Here is a 20,909-nt window from a genome sequence, read left to right on the forward strand (position 1 = left end):
AGGCAGTCAGCCGGCGAGGCGCAGGTGGCGCAGGTCGCGGGTACGGCGGGCGCGGATCGGGTGGCGCCACCGCCAGCCCGGCTCGGTGGCGCGGGCGGCGAGCTCGGTGAGCGTGCGCTCGTCGAGGGACACGCCCTGCGCCTCGAGCGCCGCGCCCAGCGTGGCGACCGCCTCGGGCAGCGGGCGCCCGCGGTGGGTGCCGGCGAGGTCGTGGAGAGCCTCGGGGATGTCGACCCACGGGTGGGGGACGAGCGCCTCCGCATCGGCCTCGACCCTCGCGACTCGCTGGCGGCGCAGGTCCTGGGCGAGCTCCGCGGGCCAGCGGTCGACGACGTGCTCCAGGTCGGGATCGTGCCAGTCGCGCCGCCCGAGGAAGCCCTCGCGGACGGCCATCGGAGCCAGGATCTCCTCGTCGGCGAGCCCGCCGTTCATCACGGCTGCGATCCGGTCGCCCAGCTCCGGGTCCCCGCCCCGGTAGGCGGCGACGGCCAGCTCGCCCATCGCCTCGCACACCCGGAACGGCGCGACCCGGCCCCACGTCCAGTCGACCTTCTCGATGACCGCGGCCGCCTCGGGCAGCTCGCGGCGCAGGCGCTCCACCAGCCGGTCGGCGCTGGTCACCTCCCGGGGCGGGGGCGGCATCGTGTCCGGGTCGCCGTTCCAATAGGTGGGGCGCCACCAGTAGAGCGCCTCGGGGTTGCGTGGCATCCGCTCGCTCTCGAGCGTCGGGTCGGTCCAGTCGCGGGCCGGGTCGAACGGCCGCCAGTCGGGGTCGAGTGGCTCGTCGGGACGCGGGCGGCGAGTCTTGCCCTTGAGCCGCAGGAGGAGTCCTCGCCCGCGCCGATGCCTCCGCTGGGCCACCACCAGGCTCTCGCCGTTCGCCCCGTCGTTGCGCAGCGGATACCGCAGCTGGCCGCCGTCGTCCTCCCACCAGCAGACCGGGCACAGCTCGTAGTCCCCGGGGCCGCTCGGCAGCGTCCGGTGTCCGCAGCAGGGGCAGGGCCAGGCCATGCGTGTCAGTGTGCCGTGTCGAGCGACAGCTCCGTGGCTACCCCGGCGTGCTGCTCAGCCCCGTAGCCACGAACCGACCCTCGCGGCAGGTCACGTCGGCCCGCAGCCCACCGCCCTCCTGGAGAGAGGTCCGGGCGTCGTCGTTGCGGAGCCCGGGATCGGTGGCCGCAGTCACCCGGACCCGGATCGTGGTCCCGAGATAGCGGCGCGGTCCCGCGGACACCTTCAGCTCCACCCAGTACGGCGCGCGCAGGGCGCCGGCCGGCTCGGTCGTCAGCGAGGGCGACACCGCGAGCCAGTCGCCGTCGACCTCGAACGGCCCGTCCTCCACACACCTCGGCGACGTGAACCAGATCCGGATCTCCTCGGGGAAGTCCAGGTCGGTCCGCACGTAGACCGTCCCGTTGACGAGCACCGCGCGGTCACTCGAGATGTCGGCCAGCTCGGCGACCTCGACGTCGTAGCTCTCCGCGGCGCCGTTGCCGTCGTCGCAGCCAGGCGCGAAGCCGGGCTCGACCCGGCCGGTGACGGCGGGGGTGCGCCTGAGCTCGCCGAATCCGGAGTACTCGTGCCCGTCGTACTCCAAGAGCGACGCGCAGGAGGCGTCACCGGGGCCGGCCGGACCCTCGCCGCTGCAGCCCGCCAGCGCTGCGGCCAGCAGGGTGACAGCGAGGGTGACCCGAAGAATGCTCATGGGGATGAGACGCGCCGCCGGCCTCGCCCGTTCCAGCTCATCGCAGCACCAGCGCCCCGAGCTCGGTCGCGCCGAGCAGCACGGTGGCGACGGCCAGCGTCGTCGGCGCCCGACCGCTGCGTCGCCGCGGTCGTGGCCGCAGCCCGGCGTCGTGGGCGTAGCGTCCCCGGCTCTCCACGAAGACCCACCCGGCCAGCAGCAGCGCCAGCCCCAGCGGCACGAACGCCGCGCCGCCGAGGTCGGCGAAGGTGAGCCGCGCCATGATCGCGCAGGCGGCCATCAGCGACAGCGCGGTGCGCTGCCAAGCGAGCGCGGTGCGCTCGTTGGCCAGGCCCTCGGCGCCGGCCGGTGCGCCCGCCCGGGTGGGGGCTGCGCCGGGGGCGACCGGGTCGCTCACGCTCAGATCCCGACCGCGATCAGCACCAGCGCGGCGATGACGAGGCACGCGGTGAACAGGGCGCCGTACCCGAACGACGGCAGTGCCTCGCGCCGGCGCATCGCCCGCTCGGCCCGCGCCCAGCGCACCCAGGCGGCGACGGCGGAGAGCATCCCGAGCCCGACCATCACGGCGGCGAGGCCGCGCTGGGCGTCGTCGGACATCGACAGGTCGACCACGTCGAGGGCGACGCCGCCGGCCAGCAGCGCCAGCGAGGTGCGGATCCAGGCGAGGAAGGTCCGCTCGTTGGCGAAGCTGAACCGGTAGTCCGGCTCGTCGCCCCCGTCGTACACCCAGCCGGGCCACCGCTCGCGTGTCATGCCCCCAGCGTGTCAGTCAGCGGGTCAGTCGCCCAGCTCAGTCACCCAGGTCCGGCGCCCAGCTGACGCCGTTGATGTGGCTGCCGCCGTCGACGAAGAGCGTGTTGCCGGTGACGTAGCGGCAGTCCTCCGACGCCAGGAACAGCGCGGCCGGCGCGATGTCGTCGTCGGGGTCGCCCATCCGGCCCATCGGGTTCGCCTGGTTGGCGGCCTCCTCGAGCTCGGGGTGCTCGGCCATCATCCGGCGGAACGCCGCGCTCTTCGCGCCCGGCGCGATCGCGTTGACGGTGACGCCGGTCGGTGCCCACTCGCGCGCCGCCGTACGGGTCAGGGTGCGCAGCGCCTCCTTGGCGCTGTTGTACTCCAGCGAGCCCATGTGGGCGTTGACGCCGTTGAGGCTGACCATGTTGACCACCCGGCCCCAGCCCTGCGCCTTCATGTGCGGGAACGCCGCGCGCATCGCCCAGAACGGCCCGTAGTAGCCGACCCGGAGGCCGGCCTCGAGCATCTCGTCGCTCTTGTGCTCGACCCGGCCGATGTTGCCCGAGCCCCAGGCGTTGTTGACGAGGATGTCGACCGAGCCGTACGTCGTGAGCGCGGCGTCGACCATCGCCTCGACCTGCGCGCGGTCCCCGACGTCGGTACGGACGAACGTGCCGCCCACCGCCTCAGCCGTCGCCCGGCCCGTCTCCTCGTCGAGCTCGGCGACCACCACCCGCGCGCCCTCCGCGGCGAAGCGGCGCACGATGCCCGCGCCGATCCCGTCGCCGCCGCCGGTCACGATCGCCACGCGTCCCTCGAGTCTTCCCATGGCCCCATCCAACGGGCGGTGCGGCCGCGTCGACGCCGGGCTCCCGGTGATCGGGACGCCTCGGCCCCCGCGCGGCGGACGGCTTCCTACGGTGGCGGCCGCACGCCGTACCGACGGCGCCGTGCCCCCGCACGCCGTACCGACAGAGGAGAACCATGAGCACGCTCGAAGGACAGGTCGCGATCGTGACCGGCGCCGGCCAGGGGGTCGGGCAGGGCATCGCGCTCGCGCTGGCCACCGAGGGCGTCAACGTGGCGGTGCTCGGGCGCACCGTCGCCAAGCTCGAGGACACCTGCGCGCAGCTGCGCGAGCGCGGCGTCAAGGCCGAGCCGTTCGCCTGCAACGTGCTCAAGACCGACACGCTGCCCGGCGTCGTGGACGAGGTGGTGGCGGAGTTCGGTGGCGTCGACATCCTCGTCAACAACGCGTACGACGGCGCGCACGGGCCGCTGCTCAGCCTCGACGAGCGCGCGTTCACCAAGGGGTTCGTGAGCGGGCCGTTCGCCGCGTTCACGCTGATGAAGGCCTGCCATCCGCACATGGCCGCGCGCGGCGGCGGCAACATCATCAACCTCGTCACGTCGGCGATGGTGCGCTGGGACCTCACCAACTACGGCGCCTACGCCGCCTCCAAGCAGGCGCTGCGCTCGCTGACCCGCACCGCCGCCGTCGAGTGGGCCACCGACGGGATCCGCGCCAACTGCATCGCCCCGCACGCGCTGTCGCCTGGCCTGAAGTGGTGGACCGAGACCAACCCCGAGGAGGCGGAGGAGTTCGTCGCCTCCATCCCGATGAAGCGCATCGGCGACTGCGAGGACGACATCGGCCGCGCCGTCGTCGCGCTGGTGGGCCCGGACATGCGCTACCTCACCGGTGCGACGATCCCGCTGGACGGGGGGCAGGCGCACTTCGGGTGATCGGGGGCGGCGGTTTCCCCGGTCGGCCGGGGAACGCTGATGTTGTCGGGCAAAGCTTCGCCCGACAACATCAGTGATTGACAGGCTGAACTACCTCATCAGGCTCGGCAGTCCCGCTGTCATCTCCCATCCCACCCGTGTACGACGCGTCGGGGCGCTGCGCGTCGGTTTCCCCGGTCGGCCGGGGAACGCTGATGTTGTCCGGCAAAACCTCCGCCGCCCCAGCCCCAGCCGCCCCCACCGCCCCCACCGGCCCCTCCAACAGCGCAGCCAGCATCTCGACCAGGTCGTGCAGGATCTCGGCCGTCTCCTCGGGCCGGTCGCGAGCCTGGGCGAGCGTCGGCTCGTGGTCGGCGAGCAGTCGCAGGCTGACCCGGGCGACCCAGCGCATCCGGCGCTCGAAGGCCTTGGGGGGCAGGTGGGGGAGCGCCTCGCCCAGCTGGATGACGATCCGCTGGAACGACGCGGGCTGGACCTGGCTCACCTCCCACTGGTCCGACGGCGGGTAGTCGTCCATCACGTTGGCGAGGAAGCCCAGGTAGTGCGTGCGCGGTCCGGGGGCGGCGGCGCTCTCGGCGAGCGGCTGCACGAGCACGCGCAGCAGCGAGCGCACGTCGGGATCGCTGCCCAGCTGCGCCGTCATCTCCGCACGCCGTGCGTCAATTGGGGGCGTCCTGAGCTGCACGATCGCGTCGATCAGGCCCTGCCGGTCGCCGAAGTGGTACTGCGCCGCGGAGTTGTTGCGCTGCCCGGCCTCCTGGCCCACCATCCGCAGCGAGACCGCTGCCGTGCCGTGCTCGGCGAAGAGCCGCTCGGCCACCTCGACCATCCGGCGCCGGGTGTCGTTGGCCGCCTCGGACACGCGCACTCCTCTCCGGCCGGCACCCCCGTGCGCACGCCGAGAGCGAGCCTAGCGCCGCGCCTGCCCCGCCGTACGGCGAACAGCGGCGGGCCCCGCTCCCGCTGCCGGTCCAGACCCCTCGTCCGCCAGGCGCCACAGGATTCAGACACGCGTCTCAAATTCTTCCGATCAGTGGGACGTGCGTCACGTGATGCAGGACACCCCGCCTAGCGTCCCGACCCGCAGGATGCGCCCCGAATCGCATCTGCATCCCGACCTGGAGGAACCACCGTGAAGTCGACCCACCGTCTCAGCGCCCGTCTCGCCGTCGCCGCCGTCACCGGCGCGCTGCTGCTGTCCTCGTGCGCCTCCACCGACGACGACGCCGACAGCAAGTCCGACGACACGAGCGCCGCCGTCGACCGCGGTCGCTACGCGTTCGGGCTGATCGGCGACCAGCCCGAGGCCGGCGAGCCGGTCGAGGGCGGCACGCTGAACTTCGCCGACTACGGCGAGATCCGCAGCCTCAGCCCCGCCGCGTCGTACGCCACGGGCGCCTCGGGCGGCGGCGCGATGGTCGCGGTCTACGACACGCTGATGACCCTCGACACCGAGACCCAGGCCTACGAGCCCAAGCTCGCCGAGTCCCTCGAGAGCAGCGACGACCTCAAGACCTGGACGCTGACCCTGCGCGAGGGCGTGAACTTCTCCGACGGCACCCCGCTCGACGCGAAGGCCGTCGTGGCCAGCATCAACTGGTACATGACGAGCCAGGGCGCCGACACCGCGATGCTCGCGCCGAACCTGGCCGGCATGGAGGTCACCGACGAGCGCACGGTCGTCTTCAACCTCAACAACGCGTGGGCCAAGTTCCCCTCGATGCTGGCCCAGGCCGCGGGCATGATCGTCGCGCCGGCCGCCTACGCGGGTGCGGAGTTCAAGCCGATCGGCGCGGGCGCGTTCACGCTCGACGAGTACAAGCCGGCCGAGGAGCTCACCCTCACCGCCAACCCGGACTACTGGGACGGCAAGCCCCACCTCGACGGGCTGCGCTTCTTCTGGCCGCTGGCCGACGAGGCCAAGCTCGACGCCCTCAACGACGGCTCCGCCGACGTCGCCTTCATGCGTGACCCGAAGGTCGTCGACCAGGCCGTCGACGCCGACGTCTCCGGCCACCTGACGCTGACCAGCCTCGGCAACACGATCACGATCAACAACCGCGAGGGCTACCCGGGCTCCGACCCGCGCGTGCGCAAGGCGATCGCGCTGGCCTACGACCCCGAGCTGGACTACAAGCGCTCCTACGACGGCAAGGGCATGCCCGGCATGGAGCTGTTCCCGCCGGAGTCCAAGTGGGACACCAGCGACGAGGCCCTCGAGGCCGACCTCGACGAGGCCACGAAGCTGGTCGAGGAGGCCAAGGCCGACGGGTTCGACGGCGTCGTCACCTACCTCGACGGCACCGACCCCACCTCGCGCACCCAGGCCGTCGCGATGAAGGCGATGCTCGAGCGCGTCGGCTTCACCGTCAAGACCGACCTGGTCGCTTCGATCGCCGACCAGACGTCGCGGGTCTTCGTCGACCACGACTTCGACATCGCCCGCGGCGCGATGAGCGTCTCGGAGTCCGACCCCTACCACCGCCTGATCAGCAACCTCAGCTCCACCAGCTATGGCAACGCCAGCGGCTATGCCTCCGAGGAGATGGACGCCGCGCTGGTCGAGCTCCAGGCCGCCGGCAGCGACGAGGAGATCCAGACGGTGCTCGACAAGATCCAGGAGATCTTCAACGAGGAGGTCCCGGTGATCACCACCGGCGCCAACGCGGCCATCCACGCGTGGAACGACAACGTGTACGGCGTGGAGATGGCGGCGGAGTACATGCCCGACTTCTCCGACGCCTGGCTCGTGCCGTGATCCGGAGGATCGCCCTGCAGGTCGGGGAGCTCGCACTCGTCCTGCTGATCGTCAGCTTCGGGGTCTTCTCGTTGATGGCGCTGCTCCCCGGCGACCCTGCAGTGGCGATCCTCGGAGCCGGGCGGGCACCCGAGGCGTACGACGCCCTGCGCACCCAGCTCGGTCTGAACGACCCGATGCTCACCCGCTACTTCGAGTGGCTGGGCTCGGCCGTGCAGGGGGACCTCGGACAGTCCGTGGTCCCCCCGCAGTCCGACGTGATCGACCGGATCGCCTCGGCGCTGCCGGTCAGCGTCCAGATCGCCGTGATGGGGCTGCTGATGGCCCTGCTCGTGGCGGTCCCGGTCGCCATGCGCGCGGCCTACCACGAGGGCGGCAAGATCGACCGGCTGATCGGGGCGAGCACCTTCGCCCTGCTGTCGGTGCCGAGCTTCCTCGCCGGCCTGCTGCTGATCATGCTGCTGGTCAGCGGGACCGGATGGTTCCCCCGCTCGGAGTGGGTGCGGCTCGGCGACGGCGACATCCTCGGCAACCTGCACCACGCGTTCCTGCCGGCGGTGACGGTCGCGCTCGCGGAGCTCGCCATGTTTGCCCGGGTGCTGCGCGGCGACCTGATCACCACGCTGCGCGAGGACTACATCCTCGCCGCGCGGGCCAAGGGGATGCACCCGCTGCGGATCCTCTTCTCCGACGCGCTGCGCCCCTCGTCGTTCTCGCTGGTCACGCTGCTGGGGCTCAGCCTCGGGCGCCTCATCGGCAGCACCGTGATCGTCGAATACCTCTTCTCGCTGCCCGGCATGGGCTCCCTGGTCGTCAACGCCGCCAACCAGGGCGACTTCCCGATGGTGCAGGGCGCGGTGCTGGTGATCGCCGTGCTCTACGTGCTCATCAACGCCGGCATCGACCTGTCATACGGCTATCTCGACCCGAGGACGCGACGTGCCCATGTCTGAGCCCATGACCCCGCTCGCCCCCGAGGACCCCGACGCCAAGGCGCTGGTCCCCGAGACCGCGCTCACTCCCGAGGCCGCCGCGCTCGCCCCCGAGGCGGCGGCGCCCGCCCCGGCCCGCGGGCCGCGCCGCAACCAGCTCCTGGTCGGCGTCGCGCTGACCGTGCTCGGCCTGGCCCTGCTCACCTTCGGCGCCCTCACCGCCGCGCTGATCGGGCTGGTCAAGCTGGCCCTGATCCTCGCCGGCTTCGCGCTGGCGATGGTCGGGGGCAGCCGGATCGGCCGGACGGTCTCCGGGCCGGGCTTCGACCTCACCTACTGGCTCGCGCTGGCCTGGCTGGTCGGGCTCGTCGTGGTCGCGGCGATCGCGCCGCTGCTGCCGTTCGCCGAGCACCAGGACGTCGCCACCACCCTGCTCGAGGAGCCCTTCGCCCGCCCCGACCTGACCTCGGAGCACCCGCTCGGCACCAACGGCTTCGGCCTCGACCTGCTCGCTCGCTCGGTGTACGGCGCGCGCTCGTCGCTGCTGATCGCGCTCAGCGCCGTCGTGATCGGCACGATCATCGGCGGGGCCATCGGGCTGGTCGCCGGCTACTTCAAGAAGACCCTCGACCGGGTCGTCGGGGTCTTCACCAACTCGCTGCTCGCCGTACCCCCGCTCATCCTGCTGATCGCGCTCGCGACCGTGCTCGAGCCCAACCTGCGCAACATCGCGTTCTCGCTGTCACTGCTCACGATCCCCAGCATGGTGCGGCTGAGCCGGGCCACCACGATGTCGTACGCCAACCGCGAGTTCGTCGTCGCCGCCCGCGCGCTGGGCGCCACCCGGGCCCGGATCATGCTGCGCGAGCTGCTGCCCAACGTGCTGCTGCCGCTGGTGTCGCTGGCGATCGTGATGATCTCGGTGCTGATCGTCGCCGAGGCGTCGCTGAGCTTCCTCGGTCTCGGCATCCAGCCGCCGGAGCCCACCTGGGGCAACATGATCGCCGAGGGCGAGGGTGACGTCTTCGAGGACCACCCGCAGATCATCCTGGTGCCCGGCATGTTCCTGTTCCTGACCGTTTTCGCCTTCAACCTGGTGGGCGAGAAGGCCCGCCAGCGTTGGGACTCCCGGAGCGTGAAGCTGTGACCGCACCCCTGCTCGAGGTCGACGACCTGCACACCGTCTTCCGCACCCCGCGCGGCGAGATGCACGCCGTCGACGGCGTCTCGCTCAGCCTGGCGCCCGGGGAGACCCTCGGCATCGTCGGAGAGTCCGGGTCCGGCAAGTCCGTGCTCGGGCGCACGATCATGGGCCTGATCTCCAACGGCGACACCACCCGGGTCACCGGCACGGTCCGCATCGGCGGGCGCGACGTGCACGCGCTCAAGTCGGCGCAGCGCCGCTCGCTGTGGGGCACCGAGGTCGCGATGGTCTTCCAGGACCCGATGACCTCGCTCAACCCGGTCAAGAAGATCGGGCTGCACCTCACCGAGAGCCTGCGGCTGCACCTGGGGCTGTCCCGCGGCGCCGCCAAGGAGCGCGCGGTCGAGCTGTTGCGCCTGGTCGGCATCCCCGAGCCCGCGCGCCGGGCGGGGCAGTATCCCCACGAGCTCTCCGGCGGCATGCGCCAGCGTGTCGTCATCGCGATGGCGCTGGCCTGCGACCCCAAGCTGCTGATCGCCGACGAGCCCACCACCGCCCTCGACGTGACCGTCCAGAAGCAGATCCTCGACCTGCTCCAGACGCTCGGCGAGGAGCTCGACATGGCCACCATCCTGGTCAGCCACGACCTCGGCACGGTCGCGGGCCGCACCGACCGGGTCGCGGTGATGTATGCCGGGCGGATCGCCGAGTGCTCCGACACCGACTCGGTCTTCGGCGCCCCGCGCCACCCCTACAGCCAGGCGCTGATCGAGTCGATCCCGCGCATCGGCTCGCGACCGCACACGCTGCTCCCCACCATCGAGGGCTCGCCGCCCGACCTGACCGCGCCGCCGGTGGGCTGCCGGTTCGCCGCGCGCTGCCGCTATGCCGTCGACCGGTGTCACGTCGAGTCGCCGGAGCTCGCGCCCCGAGGGGCTCGTGAGGACAGCCTGGCCGCCTGCCACTTCCCGCTCGCGGCGCCCCCCGAACCGCCCGCGTCCGCCGTACTGCACCAGGAGGTCGGAGCATGAACGCCGCCCCACCCAGCACAGCACCCGTCGCCGCGCCGCACCCCGCCGCCGGACCCGGCACCCGGGTCCACGACTCCGCGCTGCGCGCCGAGGACATCGTGGTGGAGTTCCCCGTCGGGCGTGGCCAGGTCGTGCACGCCGTGTCCGGGGTGAGCCTCGAGGTGCTGCCCGGGCAGACGCTCGGGATCCTCGGGGAGTCCGGCTGCGGCAAGTCCACGATCGGCCGCGCGCTGATCCAGCTGCCCTCGCCCGACTCCGGGAGCGTGAAGCTCGGCGACCTCGAGCTGACCTCGCTCAGCCCCAAGGAGCTGCGCCGGGCCCGCGCCCGGATGCAGATCATCATGCAGGACCCCGTCTCCGCGCTGAACCCGCGACGCAAGGTCAAGGACCTGATCTGGGAGGGGCTGTCGATCTGGGGCTACGACGGCGACGACAAGGCCACCAAGGTCGACGAGGCCCTGCGCGCGGTCGGTCTCGACCCGGCCGCCGTCCGCGACAAGCACGCCCACGAGCTCTCCGGCGGCCAGTGCCAGCGGGTCTGCATCGCGCGGGCGCTGATGATGGACCCCGACGTGCTGATCTGCGACGAGCCGGTCTCCAGCCTCGACGTGTCCGTGCAGGCCCAGATCCTCAACCTGCTCGAGGAGAGCGCGCGCCGCTTCGGGCTGAGCATGGTCTTCATCGCCCACGACGTGTCGGTGGTCAAGAACATCAGCGACAAGGTGATGGTGATGTACCTCGGCAAGGCCTGCGAGGTGATCCCCTCCGACGAGATGCACCTCAAGGCCGTGCACCCCTACACCCGGCTGCTGCTCGCCTCGATCCCCGGCGAGGCGCAGGACCACCCGCACGGCCAGCAGGTCGCCAGCGAGCTGCCGTCGCCGCTGAACCCGCCCTCGGGCTGCCGGTTCCGCACGCGGTGTCCGCTGGCGACTGACCTCTGTGCTGCCGAGGAGCCGGTGATGCGGGAGATCGCGATCGGGCACACGGTGGCGTGCCACCACGTGGCGAACGGGTGAGCGGCATGGAGGGCTGGGACGCGACGGGTATGGCTGCGGCGATCGCGGCCGGCGAGATGACGGCCCACGAGGCCGTCTCGGCGGCGATCGCGCGTCTGGAGGCGGGGGACGCCGAGCTCAACGTGATGGTGAGCCGGAGGTACGACGAGGCGCTCGCGGAGGTCGCGGCCGGGCTGCCCGCGGGGCCGCTCCACGGCGTACCCATGCTCATCAAGGACCTCGGCACGGAGGTGGCCGGGCTGCCCGCGACGGGTGGCTCGCGGCTGTTCGCCGACGCCGTCGCGGCCCGGGACTCCGAGGTCGTCGCGCGCTACCGCCGCGCCGGGATGGTGGTGCTCGGGACCACGAACACGCCGGAGTTCGGGCTCAACGCGAGCACCGAGCCGACCTGGCAGGGCCCGACGCGCAACCCCTGGGACACCGCGCGCTCGCCGGGTGGCTCCAGCGGCGGGTCGGCGGTCGCGGTCGCCGCGGGCCTGGTGCCGGTCGCGCACGCCAGCGACGGCGGCGGCTCGATCCGGATCCCGGCGTCGGCGTGCGGGCTGTTCGGGCTCAAGCCCAGCCGGGGTCGGGTGACGACCGCGCCCTCGACCGCCTCGCTGGCCAACCTGGTCTCGGTGCAGCACGCCGTGACCACCACCGTGCGCGACAGCGCGCTGCTGCTCGACGTGGTGGCGGGGGCGCTGCCGGGTGACGCGTTCGCGGCGCCGACGCCGGCCGACTCGTTCGTGGCGCTCGCCGCCCGGGAGCCGGGTCGCCTGCGGGTCGGTGTCTACACCTCGCTGCCCGCGCGTTCCACGGACCCGCACTGCGTCGAGGCCACGCTGCGCGTCGCCCGGGAGCTGGAGGCGCTGGGACACGAGGTCGTCGAGATCGACGCGCCCTACGACCCGGCCGAGGTCGCTGCTGCGTCGGGCGTCGTGATGGGCGCCCACCTCGTCGTCACCATCGGCGACCGGCTCGCCGAGCTCGACCGCGCCCTGCGCGACGACGACGTGGAGCCGTTCACGCGGATGCTGCACGACTACTACTCCACGATGTCGGCGGCCGACCTCAATCGGGCCCTGCGCGCGCTTCAGGACATCGGCTGGCGGGTGGGGGCTGAGTTCGCGTCGTACGACCTGCTGCTGACGCCGACGCTCGCCCAGCCCACCCCGCCGCTCGGGCTGCTGGACACGACGCGTCCCGAGAGCATCTATGAGCACGCCTCGACGTACTCCGCCTTCACCAGCGTCTTCAACGTCACCGGCTCGCCGGCGATGTCGGTGCCGGCCGGCCTGGACTCGACGGGTGTCCCGGTCGGGGTGCAGCTGGTCGCGGACCTCGGCGGGGAGGGGCTGCTGCTGTCGGTGGCGACCCAGCTGGAGGCGGCGATGCCGTGGCCGAGGACGGTCGCTCAGCGCTGAGCGGTGGACCCCACCGGCAGCGGTCCTGCCGTCAGGTGCGGAGCCAGCGCAGGTGCTCCTTGTCGTCGAGCAGCTCGATGCGGCGCCACAGGACACTGCCCGGCACGGCCTGGCTGGGATGGCATTCGACGGCCTGGAGCTGCAGGACGCGGTCGACGGTGACCACGAGGTCGATGTCGGATGCGGCGTGGCCGTCGAAGGGTGCGCCGTACTCCTCGCGGAGCCTCGCGGCAACGGTGTCCGGGACGGTCCAGCCGAGCACCGGCAGGTCGAGGGTCTCGGCAGCACGCAGGGCGGCGGCGGTCGCGTGCGCGTGGTCGGGATGGCCGGTGACCCCGGTGAGGTCGAACCCGAGCAGGCCGTCCGCAGCCACGTCTCGCGCGGTCGTGACCACGTCCGCGGCGAGCTCGTCCAGATCGATCTCGGGGAGGCGCCCGTCGGGGTAGCCCATGAGGGTCACGTTGTGCAGCCCGAGGGCTGCTGCAGCGGCGGCGAGCTCCTGGGTGCGCAGCTCGGTGAGGTCTCCGACGACGCCGTGCAGGGTGGACGCCTCGCCGCGGGTCAGACAGAGGACGGAGACCTCGGCGCCGGCTTCGGCGAAGGCGGCGAGCAGGCCGCCGAGCGCGAACGACTCGTCGTCGGGGTGGGCGACGACTGCCAGCACCGACCTCCACGGGGGAAGCTGTGTCTGTGCCATCCGGTACGTCCTCTCGAGGGTCAGGCGATCAGGGCTTTCAGGCAGCGCCGCTCTCGACGGGAAGTCCGGCCAGGCGCCACTCCAGGAGACCGTCGGTGGCCCGTCGCGCGTCGAAGCCCCGGGCGTTGAGCTGGCGGACCGCCTCGTGCGCCAGGACGCAGTACTGGCCGCGGCAGTAGGCGACGATCTCGCGGCCCGTGGGGAGCTCTGCCAGCCGGTCGGTCAGCTCCTCCACGGGGATGTGGACCGCGCCGGGGAGGTGGCCGGCGACGTACTCGACCTCGGGGCGGACGTCGAGGATGACCGCATCCCCGCTGCGGATCCGCCGGAGCAGCTCGTCGGTGTCGACCGCGGCGGTGTCCTCGGGGCCGAGGTAGGCGCGTCGAGCGAGCTCGGTGTGCGGTCGGTGGGCCTGGGCGACGCGGCGCAGGTGGTCCCACAGGCCGGCCACGTCGTCGCCGGCCAGGGAGTAGTAGATCCGCTTGCCCTCACGGCGGGAGCTGATCAGTCCTGCTTCTCGCAGCGTCTGCAGGTGTGCCGAGCAGGTGCTCATCCCGAGAGCGGCGGCGGCGGCGAGGTCGTCGACGCTGCGGCGCCCCTGGCTCAGGAGATCGAGAAGCTCGAGTCGCTTGGGATTGCCGAGCACCTTGCCCACCGCGGCGAACTCGGCGAACAGCGCCTCCTTGCTGGGACGCTCACCCATGGCCTGCTCCTCGAGTCGTGTGGTCGGTGGGTGCGTGATGGGTCTCGTACATCCGGATGGCGACGACGAGCGCGGAGACGACACTGATGGCCGCGGCCACCCAGACGGCGGCACGAAGGCTCCACAGGTCCGCCACGACGCCGCCCATGATGGCACCGACCGCGTAGCCGAGGTCGCGCCAGACCCGGTAGATCCCCACAGCCCGTCCGCGCCAGGCGGGGTGTGCGACGTCGCCGATGGCGGCGAGCAGGGTCGGGTAGACCATCGCCGTGCCGGCGCCCAGCAGCATGGTCCCCACCGCCCAGAGCCTGAAGCCGTCGGCCGCGGCGATCACGGCCAGGGCGGTGGCCTGGGTGAACATCCCCGTCGTGATCAGGTGCTTGCGCCCCCAACGATCGGACAGGACGCCGGTCAGGAGCTGGCCAACACCCCACACCCCGGGGTAGAGCGCGAACAGCAGCCCGATCTGTGCGACCTCGAGGCCCGAGCCGGCGAACAGCAGCGGGAAGAGTCCCCACGACAGGCCGAAGTTGAGGTTGTTGACCAGGCCGGCCTGACTCGCCGAGGACAGCGCAGGCTCGCGGAAGCTGGTCTGGGTGAAGACCTCGCGGTTGCTGAGCCCACCGTGCAGATGGTCGTGCTTCCCGTCGGCGCGCGGCACGTGCGCTGCTGCCTCGACCTTGGCGTGGTGATGGGTCTCCCTGACCGCCAGCGTGGACAGTCCGAGGGCGAGAGCGGTGTAAGTCAGCCCGAGCAGGAAGGGCGCCGGCCGCAGGCCGTGCTCCGCGGCCAGGTAGCCGGCCGCCATCGAGGTGACGGCGACCGCGCCGTAGCCGGCGGCCTCGTTCAGGCCCATCGCCAGACCGCGCTGCTGCGGCCCGACCAGGTCGATCTTCATGATCACCGTCGTCGACCAGGTCAGCCCCTGGTTGACGCCCAGCAGCACGTTGGCCGCGACCACCCAGCCCCAGCTGGGGGCCCAGATCAACATCAGCGGCACGGGAATGGCGAACAGCCACCCGGCGATCAGGACGGGCTTGCGGCCGTACCGGTCCGACCAGGTGCCGGCGAAGTAGTTCGCGGTCGCCTTGGTGATGCCGAAGGCGACGACGTAGGTGAACATGAAGGTGTAGCCGGTGAGGCCGAACTCCTCCTCGGCCAGCAGCGGCAGCACCGTCTGCTGCTGGCCGACCATGCCGCCGACCAGGGCGTTGATCGCCACCAGGAGGGTGAACTGTGCGGCGTTCGCCCGCAGCCCCAGCGTGATCGGCGGCCGGCCGGTCTCCTGGGCCCCAGCCTCCTGGGCCCCGGCCCCGCTCATGCGCCCAGCGATCTCGTCGCCCACGTGACACCTCCACCACCCGAAGAGATGGTGACGGTACCTCATTCCATGGAAGTGTGGAATGAATGTCTGCTCGAGGTGCCGCTCGCCCAGGGGCTAGGGGGCGGGGCGGGCGATGCCCCGCGCGGCGGACACCGGGCGCGACTCGACGACGTCGACGTGCAGGTCGCGGCGCGCGAAGCGCCAGCCGCTCGCCGTACGGCGGTAGGCGTCGAGGTAGCGGACGTGCCAGACCAGGTCGACGGGCCGCCCGTCGCGTTCGGTGACGTGGTGGGCGACGCAGGTCGTGCGGCCGGTGGCCTCGTCGGCAGACAGCGCGTCGACGACGTGGCCGACGATCGTGTGCACCGTCAGCGGGATCGCGGCGAGCTGGCCCATCGTGGCGGCGACGCCGTCCGGGCCGACCGACTCGTGGACGGGGTCGAGCGAGCGCGGCGGGGCGGGGGAGGCGAGCACGCCGTCGTCGGTGAAGAGGGCGCCCACGCCGGCGGCGTCGCGGTCGTCGACGCGCGCGGCATAGCGGTGCACGAGGTCGACCAGGTCGAGCCGGTCCTCGACGGACAGGGCGCTCACGCGGTGAGCCCGAGTCGCTGGGCGCACGCCGAGAGCTCGTCCTTGGCCTGGGCCAGGTCGGCGGTCGGGGACGTCGCCAGCACGATCCGGGTGGCGCCCTGGGCGACCAGCCTCTCCGCGCGGCCGGGATCGATGCGGGAGACCAGGTGGCCGAGGGTGAGCTCGAGCGCAGCCGGGTCGCGCCCCGCCCGATCGGCCTCCTCGCGCATCAGGGCGACGAGCGACGCCAGCTCCTCGCCGGCGACCCCCAGCGGCTGGAGCCCGTCGCCGAGTCGCCCGGCCCGGCGCGCGGCGGCGCGGGAGTGGCCGCCGATGTGGATCGGCACGCCGCCGGCCTGGGCCGGCTTGGGATAGCTCATCGCGCCGGCGAAGTCGAAGAACTCGCCGTGGTGGTCGACGCCCTCGCTGGAGGTGTCCGACCAGAGCTTGCGCAGCACCTCGATCTGCTCGTCGGCGCGCCGGCCACGGGTCTCGAACGGCGCGCCGCAGGCCTCGATCTCCTCGCGCATCCAGCCCATCCCGACCGCCAGCCGCAGCCGCCCGCCGGACAGGGCGTCGATCGTCGCGAGCCGCTTGGCGAGCACGACCGGGTGGTGGTTGGGCAGCACGAGCACGCCGGTCGCCAGTCCCAGCGTCGTGGTCTGCCCGGCCAGGAACGCGAGCAGGTCGAGCGGATCGGGGATCAGGCAGTCGTCGGCGAGCTCCATCTTCCCGGAGGCCGCATAGGGATAGACGCTGGAGTAGCGGCTCATCACCACCGCGTGCTCCACCGCCACCAGCGACTCGAACCCGCACGCCTCCACGTGCCGCGCGAAGTCCGACATCCAGACCGGGTCGGCGGTGGTGTTGGCCTCGACGGGCGCGATCACGGCGAAGTGCATGCCGCGGACGCTAGCGGCGGACGGGCGGCGCGCGTCGTACGGCGTTCGGTCAGTGGGAGGGCGCCAGCTTCCTCTGCAGGAACGCCACCTGGTGCGCCACGACCCGCTCGAACTGCGCCTTGCCCGGCCACACGTCGAAGTGGTCGCACGGGTAGTGGCGGACCTCGGCGTGCCCCGCGAAGCCCGCCTGCGCCGCGGCGTACGGCGGAGCGGAGCGGTCGAAGTCCGCGATCTGCACGAGCAGCGGCGCGCGCAGGTCGGCGGCCTGCTTGGCGGGGCGTACACCGCCGAGCTCGAGCGCCACGCTCGCGTCGATCTCGTTGCGCCACGTCGGTCCGGCGATCGAGAGGTAGTCCTCCAGTGCGCCGTCGAGCGTCAGCGCCCCGAGCTCGCCGGGTGGCGCCACCAGTGGGATCAGCACCTGGTCGCGCCCGGTGCGTGCTGCGACCTTGCCGCGGATCCCGGCCGCGGTGGAGCGCAGCAGCTGGGTCGGCTTGTGGTGCTTCAGCGCGAGCCGACCGGCGGCGACGCCGTCGACCAGCGGCGTCAGCGAGATCACCGCGGCGACGTCGTCGCGGTGCGCGCCGGCGGCCAGCACGTGGCCGCCGGCGAGCGAGACGCCCCAGAGCACGAGGCGCTTCGGGTCGACCCCGTCGAGGCGGGCCGCGGCCTGCATCGCGGCGCGGTAGTCCTCGACCTGCCCCTGCGCGGAGACCAGCTGGCGCGGCGACCCGTCGCTGGCCCCGAACCCGCGGTAGTCGAACGCGAGCACGTCCAGCCCGGCCGCCGCGAGCGCCTGCGCGAACGGCGCGAGCCCGGAGTCCTTGGTGCCGCCCAGGCCGTGCGCCATCACCACGACCGGCCGCCCGGCGGGCCCGGCGAGGGCGTCGGAGGCGGCGGGGAAGTGCCAGGCGTCGCAGCGGGTGCCGTGGGAGTCGAAGGAGATCGAGGTGTACGACGCGGCCTGGGCGGCGCTCGTGTCGGGGGAGGGGGAGAGCTGCTGGGTCATCGGGGGGTCCCTTCGATGGACGGGTCGAGGTGGCCGTGGACCGAGCGCAGCCAGATCGCGATGGTGGCGTCGGCGAGGCCGGTCGCATCGGAGTCGGCGACGTAGGTGAGGCGCTCGAGGAGGTTCTCGTTGAGGTCGAGCAGGACGGTGGCGAGCGGTACGGCGTCGGGTCCCGGGGGCGCGGTGCCGGCGGCCCGCTCGGCCTCGATCATCTCGGCGATCCGCTCGGCGAGCATCCGCCGCCCGGTCTCCCACATGCCCCGGACGCCGGGTGAGGAGTGGTGGGCCTCGAGCAGCGCCCGGTAGAGGTGGCGGTGCCTGTCCCAGATGTCGACGAGGCCGTGGATGGTCGTGGTGATCCGCTCGCGGGGCGGGCCCTGCCCGACCAGCACGTCGGTGACCGACAGGATCTCGTCGTACATCTCCTGGGAGACCGCGGCCACGGCGGCCGGGAGGTTCTCGAAGTAGAAGTAGAACGCCGACCGGGTGACGCCGGCGCGCGCCGAGATGTCGGCGATGTTGACCGGCTCCAGGTCGCCGCCGCTCTCCCGGAGCACCTCGTCGAGGGCCTCGAGCAGCGCGGCGCGCCGTACGTCGCCGCGCGGGGCCGGGCGGCGGTCGCTCTGCAGGGCGCCGGTCACGCGCCTGCCCCGGCGGGGGCTCGTCCCTCGAGCAGCGCAGGGCCCTGGGCCTGGGCGCGCTCGAGGCCGGCGGGGAGCTCCTTGGTGCGCATGTCGTGCTCGTAGAGGAAGTAGTCGACCTGCTGGGTGTGGCGCGGGGTGGGCAGCATGTGGCCGGTGTACTTCTCCTGCTCCTCGATGATCACCCGCTCCATCTCGCCCGCGTCGGGCAGGCGGTAGCGGCCCGCGGCGTACGCCCCGACCAGGCGGGCCTGGCACTCCACGAACGGGAACAGCGTGGGCGTCGACTGGGCGAAGCCGACGAACGCGAGGTCGTCGAGGCCGGGTTTGAACATCCGCTTGTAGAGCGGGATGTGGTTGTCGGGCGCGGAGATGAAGTCGGGGTCGAAGAACGGGAAGGTGATGTTGTAGCCGGTGGCGTAGATGATCACGTCGAAGTCGGCACTGGTGCCGTCCTCGAAGTGCACGGTCTCGCCGTCGAGGCGGGTCACGTTGGGCTTGGCGGTGACGTCGCCGGAGCCCAGGCGCAGCGGCAGCTCGACCGACTGGGTGGGGTGCGCCTCGAAGAACTTGTGGTTGGGCGTCGGCAGGCCGATCTGCTCGGGGCGGCCGGTCATCTTGGGGGTGCCGAACTGGACCATCTTGCGCTGCCAGGAGTAGGGGATGCCGGGGTAGGTCTTGAAGTACTTGTCGGCCGGGGCGCCGGCGATGTACTTCGGCACGATCCAGGCGCTCGAGCGGGTCGAGAGCACGACGGTGTTGCCGAGCGTGCGCGAGGAGAGCTCGACGGTGATGTCGGCCGAGGAGTTGCCGATGCCGACGACCAGGATCCGCTTGCCGTGCAGGTCGTGCGACTGCGGGTCGACGTAGTGGTGCGAGTGCATCGTGGTGCCGCTGAACTCGCCGGGGAAGGTCGCGTAGCGGGGGTCCCAGTGGTGGCCGTTGCCGACGACCAGGAAGTCGAAGTGGCGGGTCTCGCCGCTCTGGTCGCGGATCTCCCAGCCGCCGCCGTCGAGGCGCTTCGCGTGCTCCACGCCGTTCTCGAACTCGATGTGCTCACGCAGCCCGAACGCGTCGGCGTACCCGTCGAGGTAGTCCTTGATCAGCGTGTGGTGCGGGAAGTCGGGGTAGTCGTCGGGCATCGGGTAGTCGCGGAACGACAGCTGGTGCTTGGAGGTGTCGATGTGCAGCGAGCGGTAGGCGCTGCTCGCCCCGTTGGGGTTGCCGAACGCCCAGTTGCCGCCCACCCGGTCCGACATCTCGAAGACCGTGTGCGGCACGTCGTAGTCGTTGAGCATCTTGGCGCTGGTCAGGCCGCTGATGCCGGCGCCGATGACTGCAGTGGTGGGTCCGGGCACGGGGGCTCCTGGCTGTCGGTGCGTGATTGTGAGCCAGTTCACAACTGACCCTGTTGCTGGGCGACGCTAGGGGCTATGTTGACGGGCGTCAAGACAATTCGACACGCATCAGGAGACCGCCCGTGACTTCATCAGCCGTGCCCCCTGTCCCTTCCGGTGCGCCCGTCGCCGTGGTCGTCGGCGGCGCATCCGGGATCGGGCGGGCCAGCGCCGTCGCCCTCGCCACGGAGGGCTATCGGGTGACGGTGGCGGACCGGGATGCCGACGGTGCGCAGGCGGTAGCTGTCTCTCTGCCCGACGGCGTCGGGGTGGGGGTCGACGTCTCCGACGAGGCGGGCGTCGAGGGGTTGTTCGACGCGGTCGTAGAGCGCTGCGGTCGGCTCGACGTCGTGGTCAACACCGCCGGGTACGGCGGGCTCGGGTCGGTGACCGACCTCCCGGTGGAGGAGTTCCGCGGGCTGATCGACGTGAACCTCACCGGCTCCTTCCTGGTGGTCAAGCACGCCGCCCGGCGGATGACCAGCGGTGGGTCGATCACGCTGCTCAGCAGCCTCAACGCGCGCCAGCCCGCGGCCGGGATGGTCGCCTACTGCACCTCCAAGGCGGGCGTCTCGATGCTCACCGAGGTCGCCGCCCTCGAGCTCGGCCCGCGCGGCATCCGCGTCAACGCGATCGCGCCCGGCCTCGTGATGACCGCGCTCACCGAGGGCTCGATGGACATCCCCGGCGTGCGTGAGGACTACGTCGCCAACACCCCGCTCGGCCGCGCCGGCGCCCCCGACGAGATCGCCGAGGCCGTCGTCTTCCTGGCCCGCGCCCAGTGGCTCACGGGCGAGGTCCTCGACCTCAACGGCGGCGCCCACCTGCTCCGCTACCCCGACCTCCTGGGCCATGTCCAGCGCATGCTCGAGGCCTAACCTCACCCAGCCCAGCCCAGCCAAGCCCAGCCCCCAGCCCGCCGAGTCGGCGCAAGTTGACGGCCGAGTCGGCGCATCTTGACGGGCGTGCGGGATGACCGCCAGGTAACTGGAGATGTTCGGCCACCTGGTGCGTGAGGACCTCCAGTTACCTGGGGGTAGCGGGTAGGGCCGGGCGATCGAACGCTGGCGGCGGACCTCGGGACGGCATCTCAGCGCCGGTCCGGCCGCCGACCAGCCCAGCCCCCAGCCCGCCGAGTCGGCGCAAGTTGACGGCCGAGTCGGCGCATCTTGACGGGCGTGCGGGAT

The 20,909-nt window shown here is 72.3% G+C and carries 22 protein-coding genes; 8 read left to right on the forward strand and 14 right to left on the reverse strand.

What is annotated here, in order from left to right:
* Window positions 1-6 precede the first annotated feature (6 nt).
* From ACYU7L_RS19070 to ACYU7L_RS19090, 5 genes are read right to left on the reverse strand one after another with little or no spacing between them, the layout of a single operon-like run.
* On the reverse strand, window positions 7-1,011 hold the full coding sequence (locus tag ACYU7L_RS19070) for a CPCC family cysteine-rich protein (protein ID WP_460800073.1): 1,005 nt from the start codon (window positions 1,009-1,011) through the stop codon (window positions 7-9).
* Window positions 1,012-1,048: 37 nt separating this feature from the next.
* A complete protein-coding gene (locus tag ACYU7L_RS19075; RefSeq protein ID WP_460800076.1) occupies window positions 1,049-1,705 on the reverse strand; it encodes a hypothetical protein in 657 nt (218 codons plus the stop codon).
* A gap of 37 nt (window positions 1,706-1,742) precedes the next feature.
* Window positions 1,743-2,102: a DUF202 domain-containing protein gene (locus tag ACYU7L_RS19080; protein ID WP_460800078.1), complete on the reverse strand. Its 360-nt coding sequence runs from the start codon at window positions 2,100-2,102 to the stop codon at window positions 1,743-1,745.
* A gap of 2 nt (window positions 2,103-2,104) precedes the next feature.
* Window positions 2,105-2,461, reverse strand: a complete 357-nt coding sequence (locus ACYU7L_RS19085) for a YidH family protein (RefSeq protein ID WP_460800081.1) — start codon at window positions 2,459-2,461, stop codon at window positions 2,105-2,107.
* Between the two features lie 37 nt (window positions 2,462-2,498).
* Window positions 2,499-3,272 (reverse strand): SDR family NAD(P)-dependent oxidoreductase, encoded by a 774-nt coding sequence (locus ACYU7L_RS19090; RefSeq protein ID WP_460800083.1) that lies wholly within the window; start codon window positions 3,270-3,272, stop codon window positions 2,499-2,501.
* 155 nt (window positions 3,273-3,427) lie between these two features.
* Here ACYU7L_RS19090 and ACYU7L_RS19095 point away from each other — a divergent pair, with 155 nt between their 5' ends.
* Complete coding sequence (locus tag ACYU7L_RS19095) at window positions 3,428-4,189, forward strand: SDR family NAD(P)-dependent oxidoreductase (protein WP_460800085.1); 762 nt, start codon at window positions 3,428-3,430, stop codon at window positions 4,187-4,189.
* Between the two features lie 70 nt (window positions 4,190-4,259).
* Here the strand turns inward: ACYU7L_RS19095 and ACYU7L_RS19100 are convergent, their stop codons facing one another.
* Window positions 4,260-5,051 carry a TetR family transcriptional regulator gene (locus ACYU7L_RS19100; RefSeq protein WP_460800087.1) on the reverse strand — a complete coding sequence of 264 codons (792 nt, stop codon included), beginning with the start codon at window positions 5,049-5,051 and terminating at the stop codon, window positions 4,260-4,262.
* Between the two features lie 270 nt (window positions 5,052-5,321).
* On the opposite strand from ACYU7L_RS19100, the gene ACYU7L_RS19105 reads away from it, so the two are divergent.
* The 6 genes from ACYU7L_RS19105 to ACYU7L_RS19130 are packed head-to-tail and all read left to right on the forward strand — an operon-like array spanning window position 5,322 to window position 12,479.
* Window positions 5,322-6,947 (forward strand): ABC transporter substrate-binding protein, encoded by a 1,626-nt coding sequence (locus ACYU7L_RS19105; RefSeq protein ID WP_460800089.1) that lies wholly within the window; start codon window positions 5,322-5,324, stop codon window positions 6,945-6,947.
* Entirely contained in the window at window positions 6,944-7,900 is a 957-nt protein-coding gene (locus ACYU7L_RS19110) for an ABC transporter permease (protein ID WP_460800092.1), read from the forward strand. The genes ACYU7L_RS19105 and ACYU7L_RS19110 overlap by 4 nt, the downstream gene beginning before the upstream one ends.
* Window positions 7,893-9,026 carry an ABC transporter permease gene (locus tag ACYU7L_RS19115; RefSeq protein ID WP_460800094.1) on the forward strand — a complete coding sequence of 378 codons (1,134 nt, stop codon included), beginning with the start codon at window positions 7,893-7,895 and terminating at the stop codon, window positions 9,024-9,026. The genes ACYU7L_RS19110 and ACYU7L_RS19115 overlap by 8 nt, the downstream gene beginning before the upstream one ends.
* The gene (locus ACYU7L_RS19120; RefSeq protein ID WP_460800096.1) at window positions 9,023-10,054 is read left to right on the forward strand and encodes an ABC transporter ATP-binding protein; all 1,032 of its coding nucleotides are present in this window, start codon (window positions 9,023-9,025) and stop codon (window positions 10,052-10,054) included. The genes ACYU7L_RS19115 and ACYU7L_RS19120 overlap by 4 nt, the downstream gene beginning before the upstream one ends.
* Window positions 10,051-11,073 (forward strand): ABC transporter ATP-binding protein, encoded by a 1,023-nt coding sequence (locus ACYU7L_RS19125; RefSeq protein ID WP_460800099.1) that lies wholly within the window; start codon window positions 10,051-10,053, stop codon window positions 11,071-11,073. The genes ACYU7L_RS19120 and ACYU7L_RS19125 overlap by 4 nt, the downstream gene beginning before the upstream one ends.
* 5 nt (window positions 11,074-11,078) lie before the next feature.
* Window positions 11,079-12,479, forward strand: coding sequence for an amidase (locus ACYU7L_RS19130; protein ID WP_460801709.1), 1,401 nt, complete (start codon window positions 11,079-11,081; stop codon window positions 12,477-12,479).
* Between the two features lie 31 nt (window positions 12,480-12,510).
* On the opposite strand, the gene ACYU7L_RS19135 is transcribed toward ACYU7L_RS19130, so the two are convergent.
* From ACYU7L_RS19135 to ACYU7L_RS19170, 8 genes are all read right to left on the reverse strand, one after another.
* Window positions 12,511-13,176: a PIG-L family deacetylase gene (locus ACYU7L_RS19135; protein WP_460800101.1), complete on the reverse strand. Its 666-nt coding sequence runs from the start codon at window positions 13,174-13,176 to the stop codon at window positions 12,511-12,513.
* Window positions 13,177-13,213: 37 nt separating this feature from the next.
* Window positions 13,214-13,879, reverse strand: a complete 666-nt coding sequence (locus tag ACYU7L_RS19140; protein ID WP_460800103.1) for an ArsR/SmtB family transcription factor — start codon at window positions 13,877-13,879, stop codon at window positions 13,214-13,216.
* Window positions 13,872-15,224, reverse strand: coding sequence for an MFS transporter (locus tag ACYU7L_RS19145; RefSeq protein ID WP_460800105.1), 1,353 nt, complete (start codon window positions 15,222-15,224; stop codon window positions 13,872-13,874). The genes ACYU7L_RS19140 and ACYU7L_RS19145 overlap by 8 nt, the downstream gene beginning before the upstream one ends.
* Window positions 15,225-15,317: 93 nt before the next feature.
* Entirely contained in the window at window positions 15,318-15,794 is a 477-nt protein-coding gene (locus ACYU7L_RS19150) for a nuclear transport factor 2 family protein (protein WP_460800108.1), read from the reverse strand.
* Window positions 15,791-16,675, reverse strand: a complete 885-nt coding sequence (locus tag ACYU7L_RS19155; protein WP_460800110.1) for an LLM class F420-dependent oxidoreductase — start codon at window positions 16,673-16,675, stop codon at window positions 15,791-15,793. The genes ACYU7L_RS19150 and ACYU7L_RS19155 overlap by 4 nt, the downstream gene beginning before the upstream one ends.
* A 49-nt stretch (window positions 16,676-16,724) precedes the next feature.
* A complete protein-coding gene (locus tag ACYU7L_RS19160; protein ID WP_460800112.1) occupies window positions 16,725-17,684 on the reverse strand; it encodes an alpha/beta hydrolase in 960 nt (319 codons plus the stop codon).
* On the reverse strand, window positions 17,681-18,325 hold the full coding sequence (locus tag ACYU7L_RS19165; RefSeq protein WP_460800114.1) for a TetR/AcrR family transcriptional regulator: 645 nt from the start codon (window positions 18,323-18,325) through the stop codon (window positions 17,681-17,683). Before ACYU7L_RS19165 ends, ACYU7L_RS19160 begins: the two co-directional genes overlap by 4 nt.
* A complete protein-coding gene (locus ACYU7L_RS19170; RefSeq protein WP_460800116.1) occupies window positions 18,322-19,683 on the reverse strand; it encodes a flavin-containing monooxygenase in 1,362 nt (453 codons plus the stop codon). The genes ACYU7L_RS19165 and ACYU7L_RS19170 overlap by 4 nt, the downstream gene beginning before the upstream one ends.
* A 122-nt stretch (window positions 19,684-19,805) precedes the next feature.
* Between ACYU7L_RS19170 and ACYU7L_RS19175 the strand changes: the two genes are divergently transcribed.
* Window positions 19,806-20,600, forward strand: a complete 795-nt coding sequence (locus ACYU7L_RS19175) for an SDR family NAD(P)-dependent oxidoreductase (protein WP_460800119.1) — start codon at window positions 19,806-19,808, stop codon at window positions 20,598-20,600.
* The last annotated feature ends 309 nt before the right edge of the window (window positions 20,601-20,909 follow it).

Source organism: Nocardioides pacificus, assembly GCF_054775955.1.

Bases quoted from the DNA above. Each gene is read 5' to 3' on its own strand.
- ACYU7L_RS19130 (WP_460801709.1), top strand. From the start codon at position 11,079: ATGGAGGGCTGGGACGCGACGGGTATGGCTGCGGCGATCGCGGCCGGC.
- ACYU7L_RS19115 (WP_460800094.1), top strand. From the start codon at position 7,893: ATGTCTGAGCCCATGACCCCGCTCGCCCCCGAGGACCCCGACGCCAAG.
- ACYU7L_RS19075 (WP_460800076.1), bottom strand. From the start codon at position 1,705: ATGAGCATTCTTCGGGTCACCCTCGCTGTCACCCTGCTGGCCGCAGCG.
- ACYU7L_RS19085 (WP_460800081.1), bottom strand. From the start codon at position 2,461: ATGACACGCGAGCGGTGGCCCGGCTGGGTGTACGACGGGGGCGACGAG.
- ACYU7L_RS19090 (WP_460800083.1), bottom strand. From the start codon at position 3,272: ATGGGAAGACTCGAGGGACGCGTGGCGATCGTGACCGGCGGCGGCGAC.
- ACYU7L_RS19160 (WP_460800112.1), bottom strand. From the start codon at position 17,684: ATGACCCAGCAGCTCTCCCCCTCCCCCGACACGAGCGCCGCCCAGGCC.
- ACYU7L_RS19095 (WP_460800085.1), top strand. From the start codon at position 3,428: ATGAGCACGCTCGAAGGACAGGTCGCGATCGTGACCGGCGCCGGCCAG.
- ACYU7L_RS19140 (WP_460800103.1), bottom strand. From the start codon at position 13,879: ATGGGTGAGCGTCCCAGCAAGGAGGCGCTGTTCGCCGAGTTCGCCGCG.
- ACYU7L_RS19135 (WP_460800101.1), bottom strand. From the start codon at position 13,176: ATGGCACAGACACAGCTTCCCCCGTGGAGGTCGGTGCTGGCAGTCGTC.
- ACYU7L_RS19125 (WP_460800099.1), top strand. From the start codon at position 10,051: ATGAACGCCGCCCCACCCAGCACAGCACCCGTCGCCGCGCCGCACCCC.
- ACYU7L_RS19070 (WP_460800073.1), bottom strand. From the start codon at position 1,011: ATGGCCTGGCCCTGCCCCTGCTGCGGACACCGGACGCTGCCGAGCGGC.
- ACYU7L_RS19155 (WP_460800110.1), bottom strand. From the start codon at position 16,675: ATGCACTTCGCCGTGATCGCGCCCGTCGAGGCCAACACCACCGCCGAC.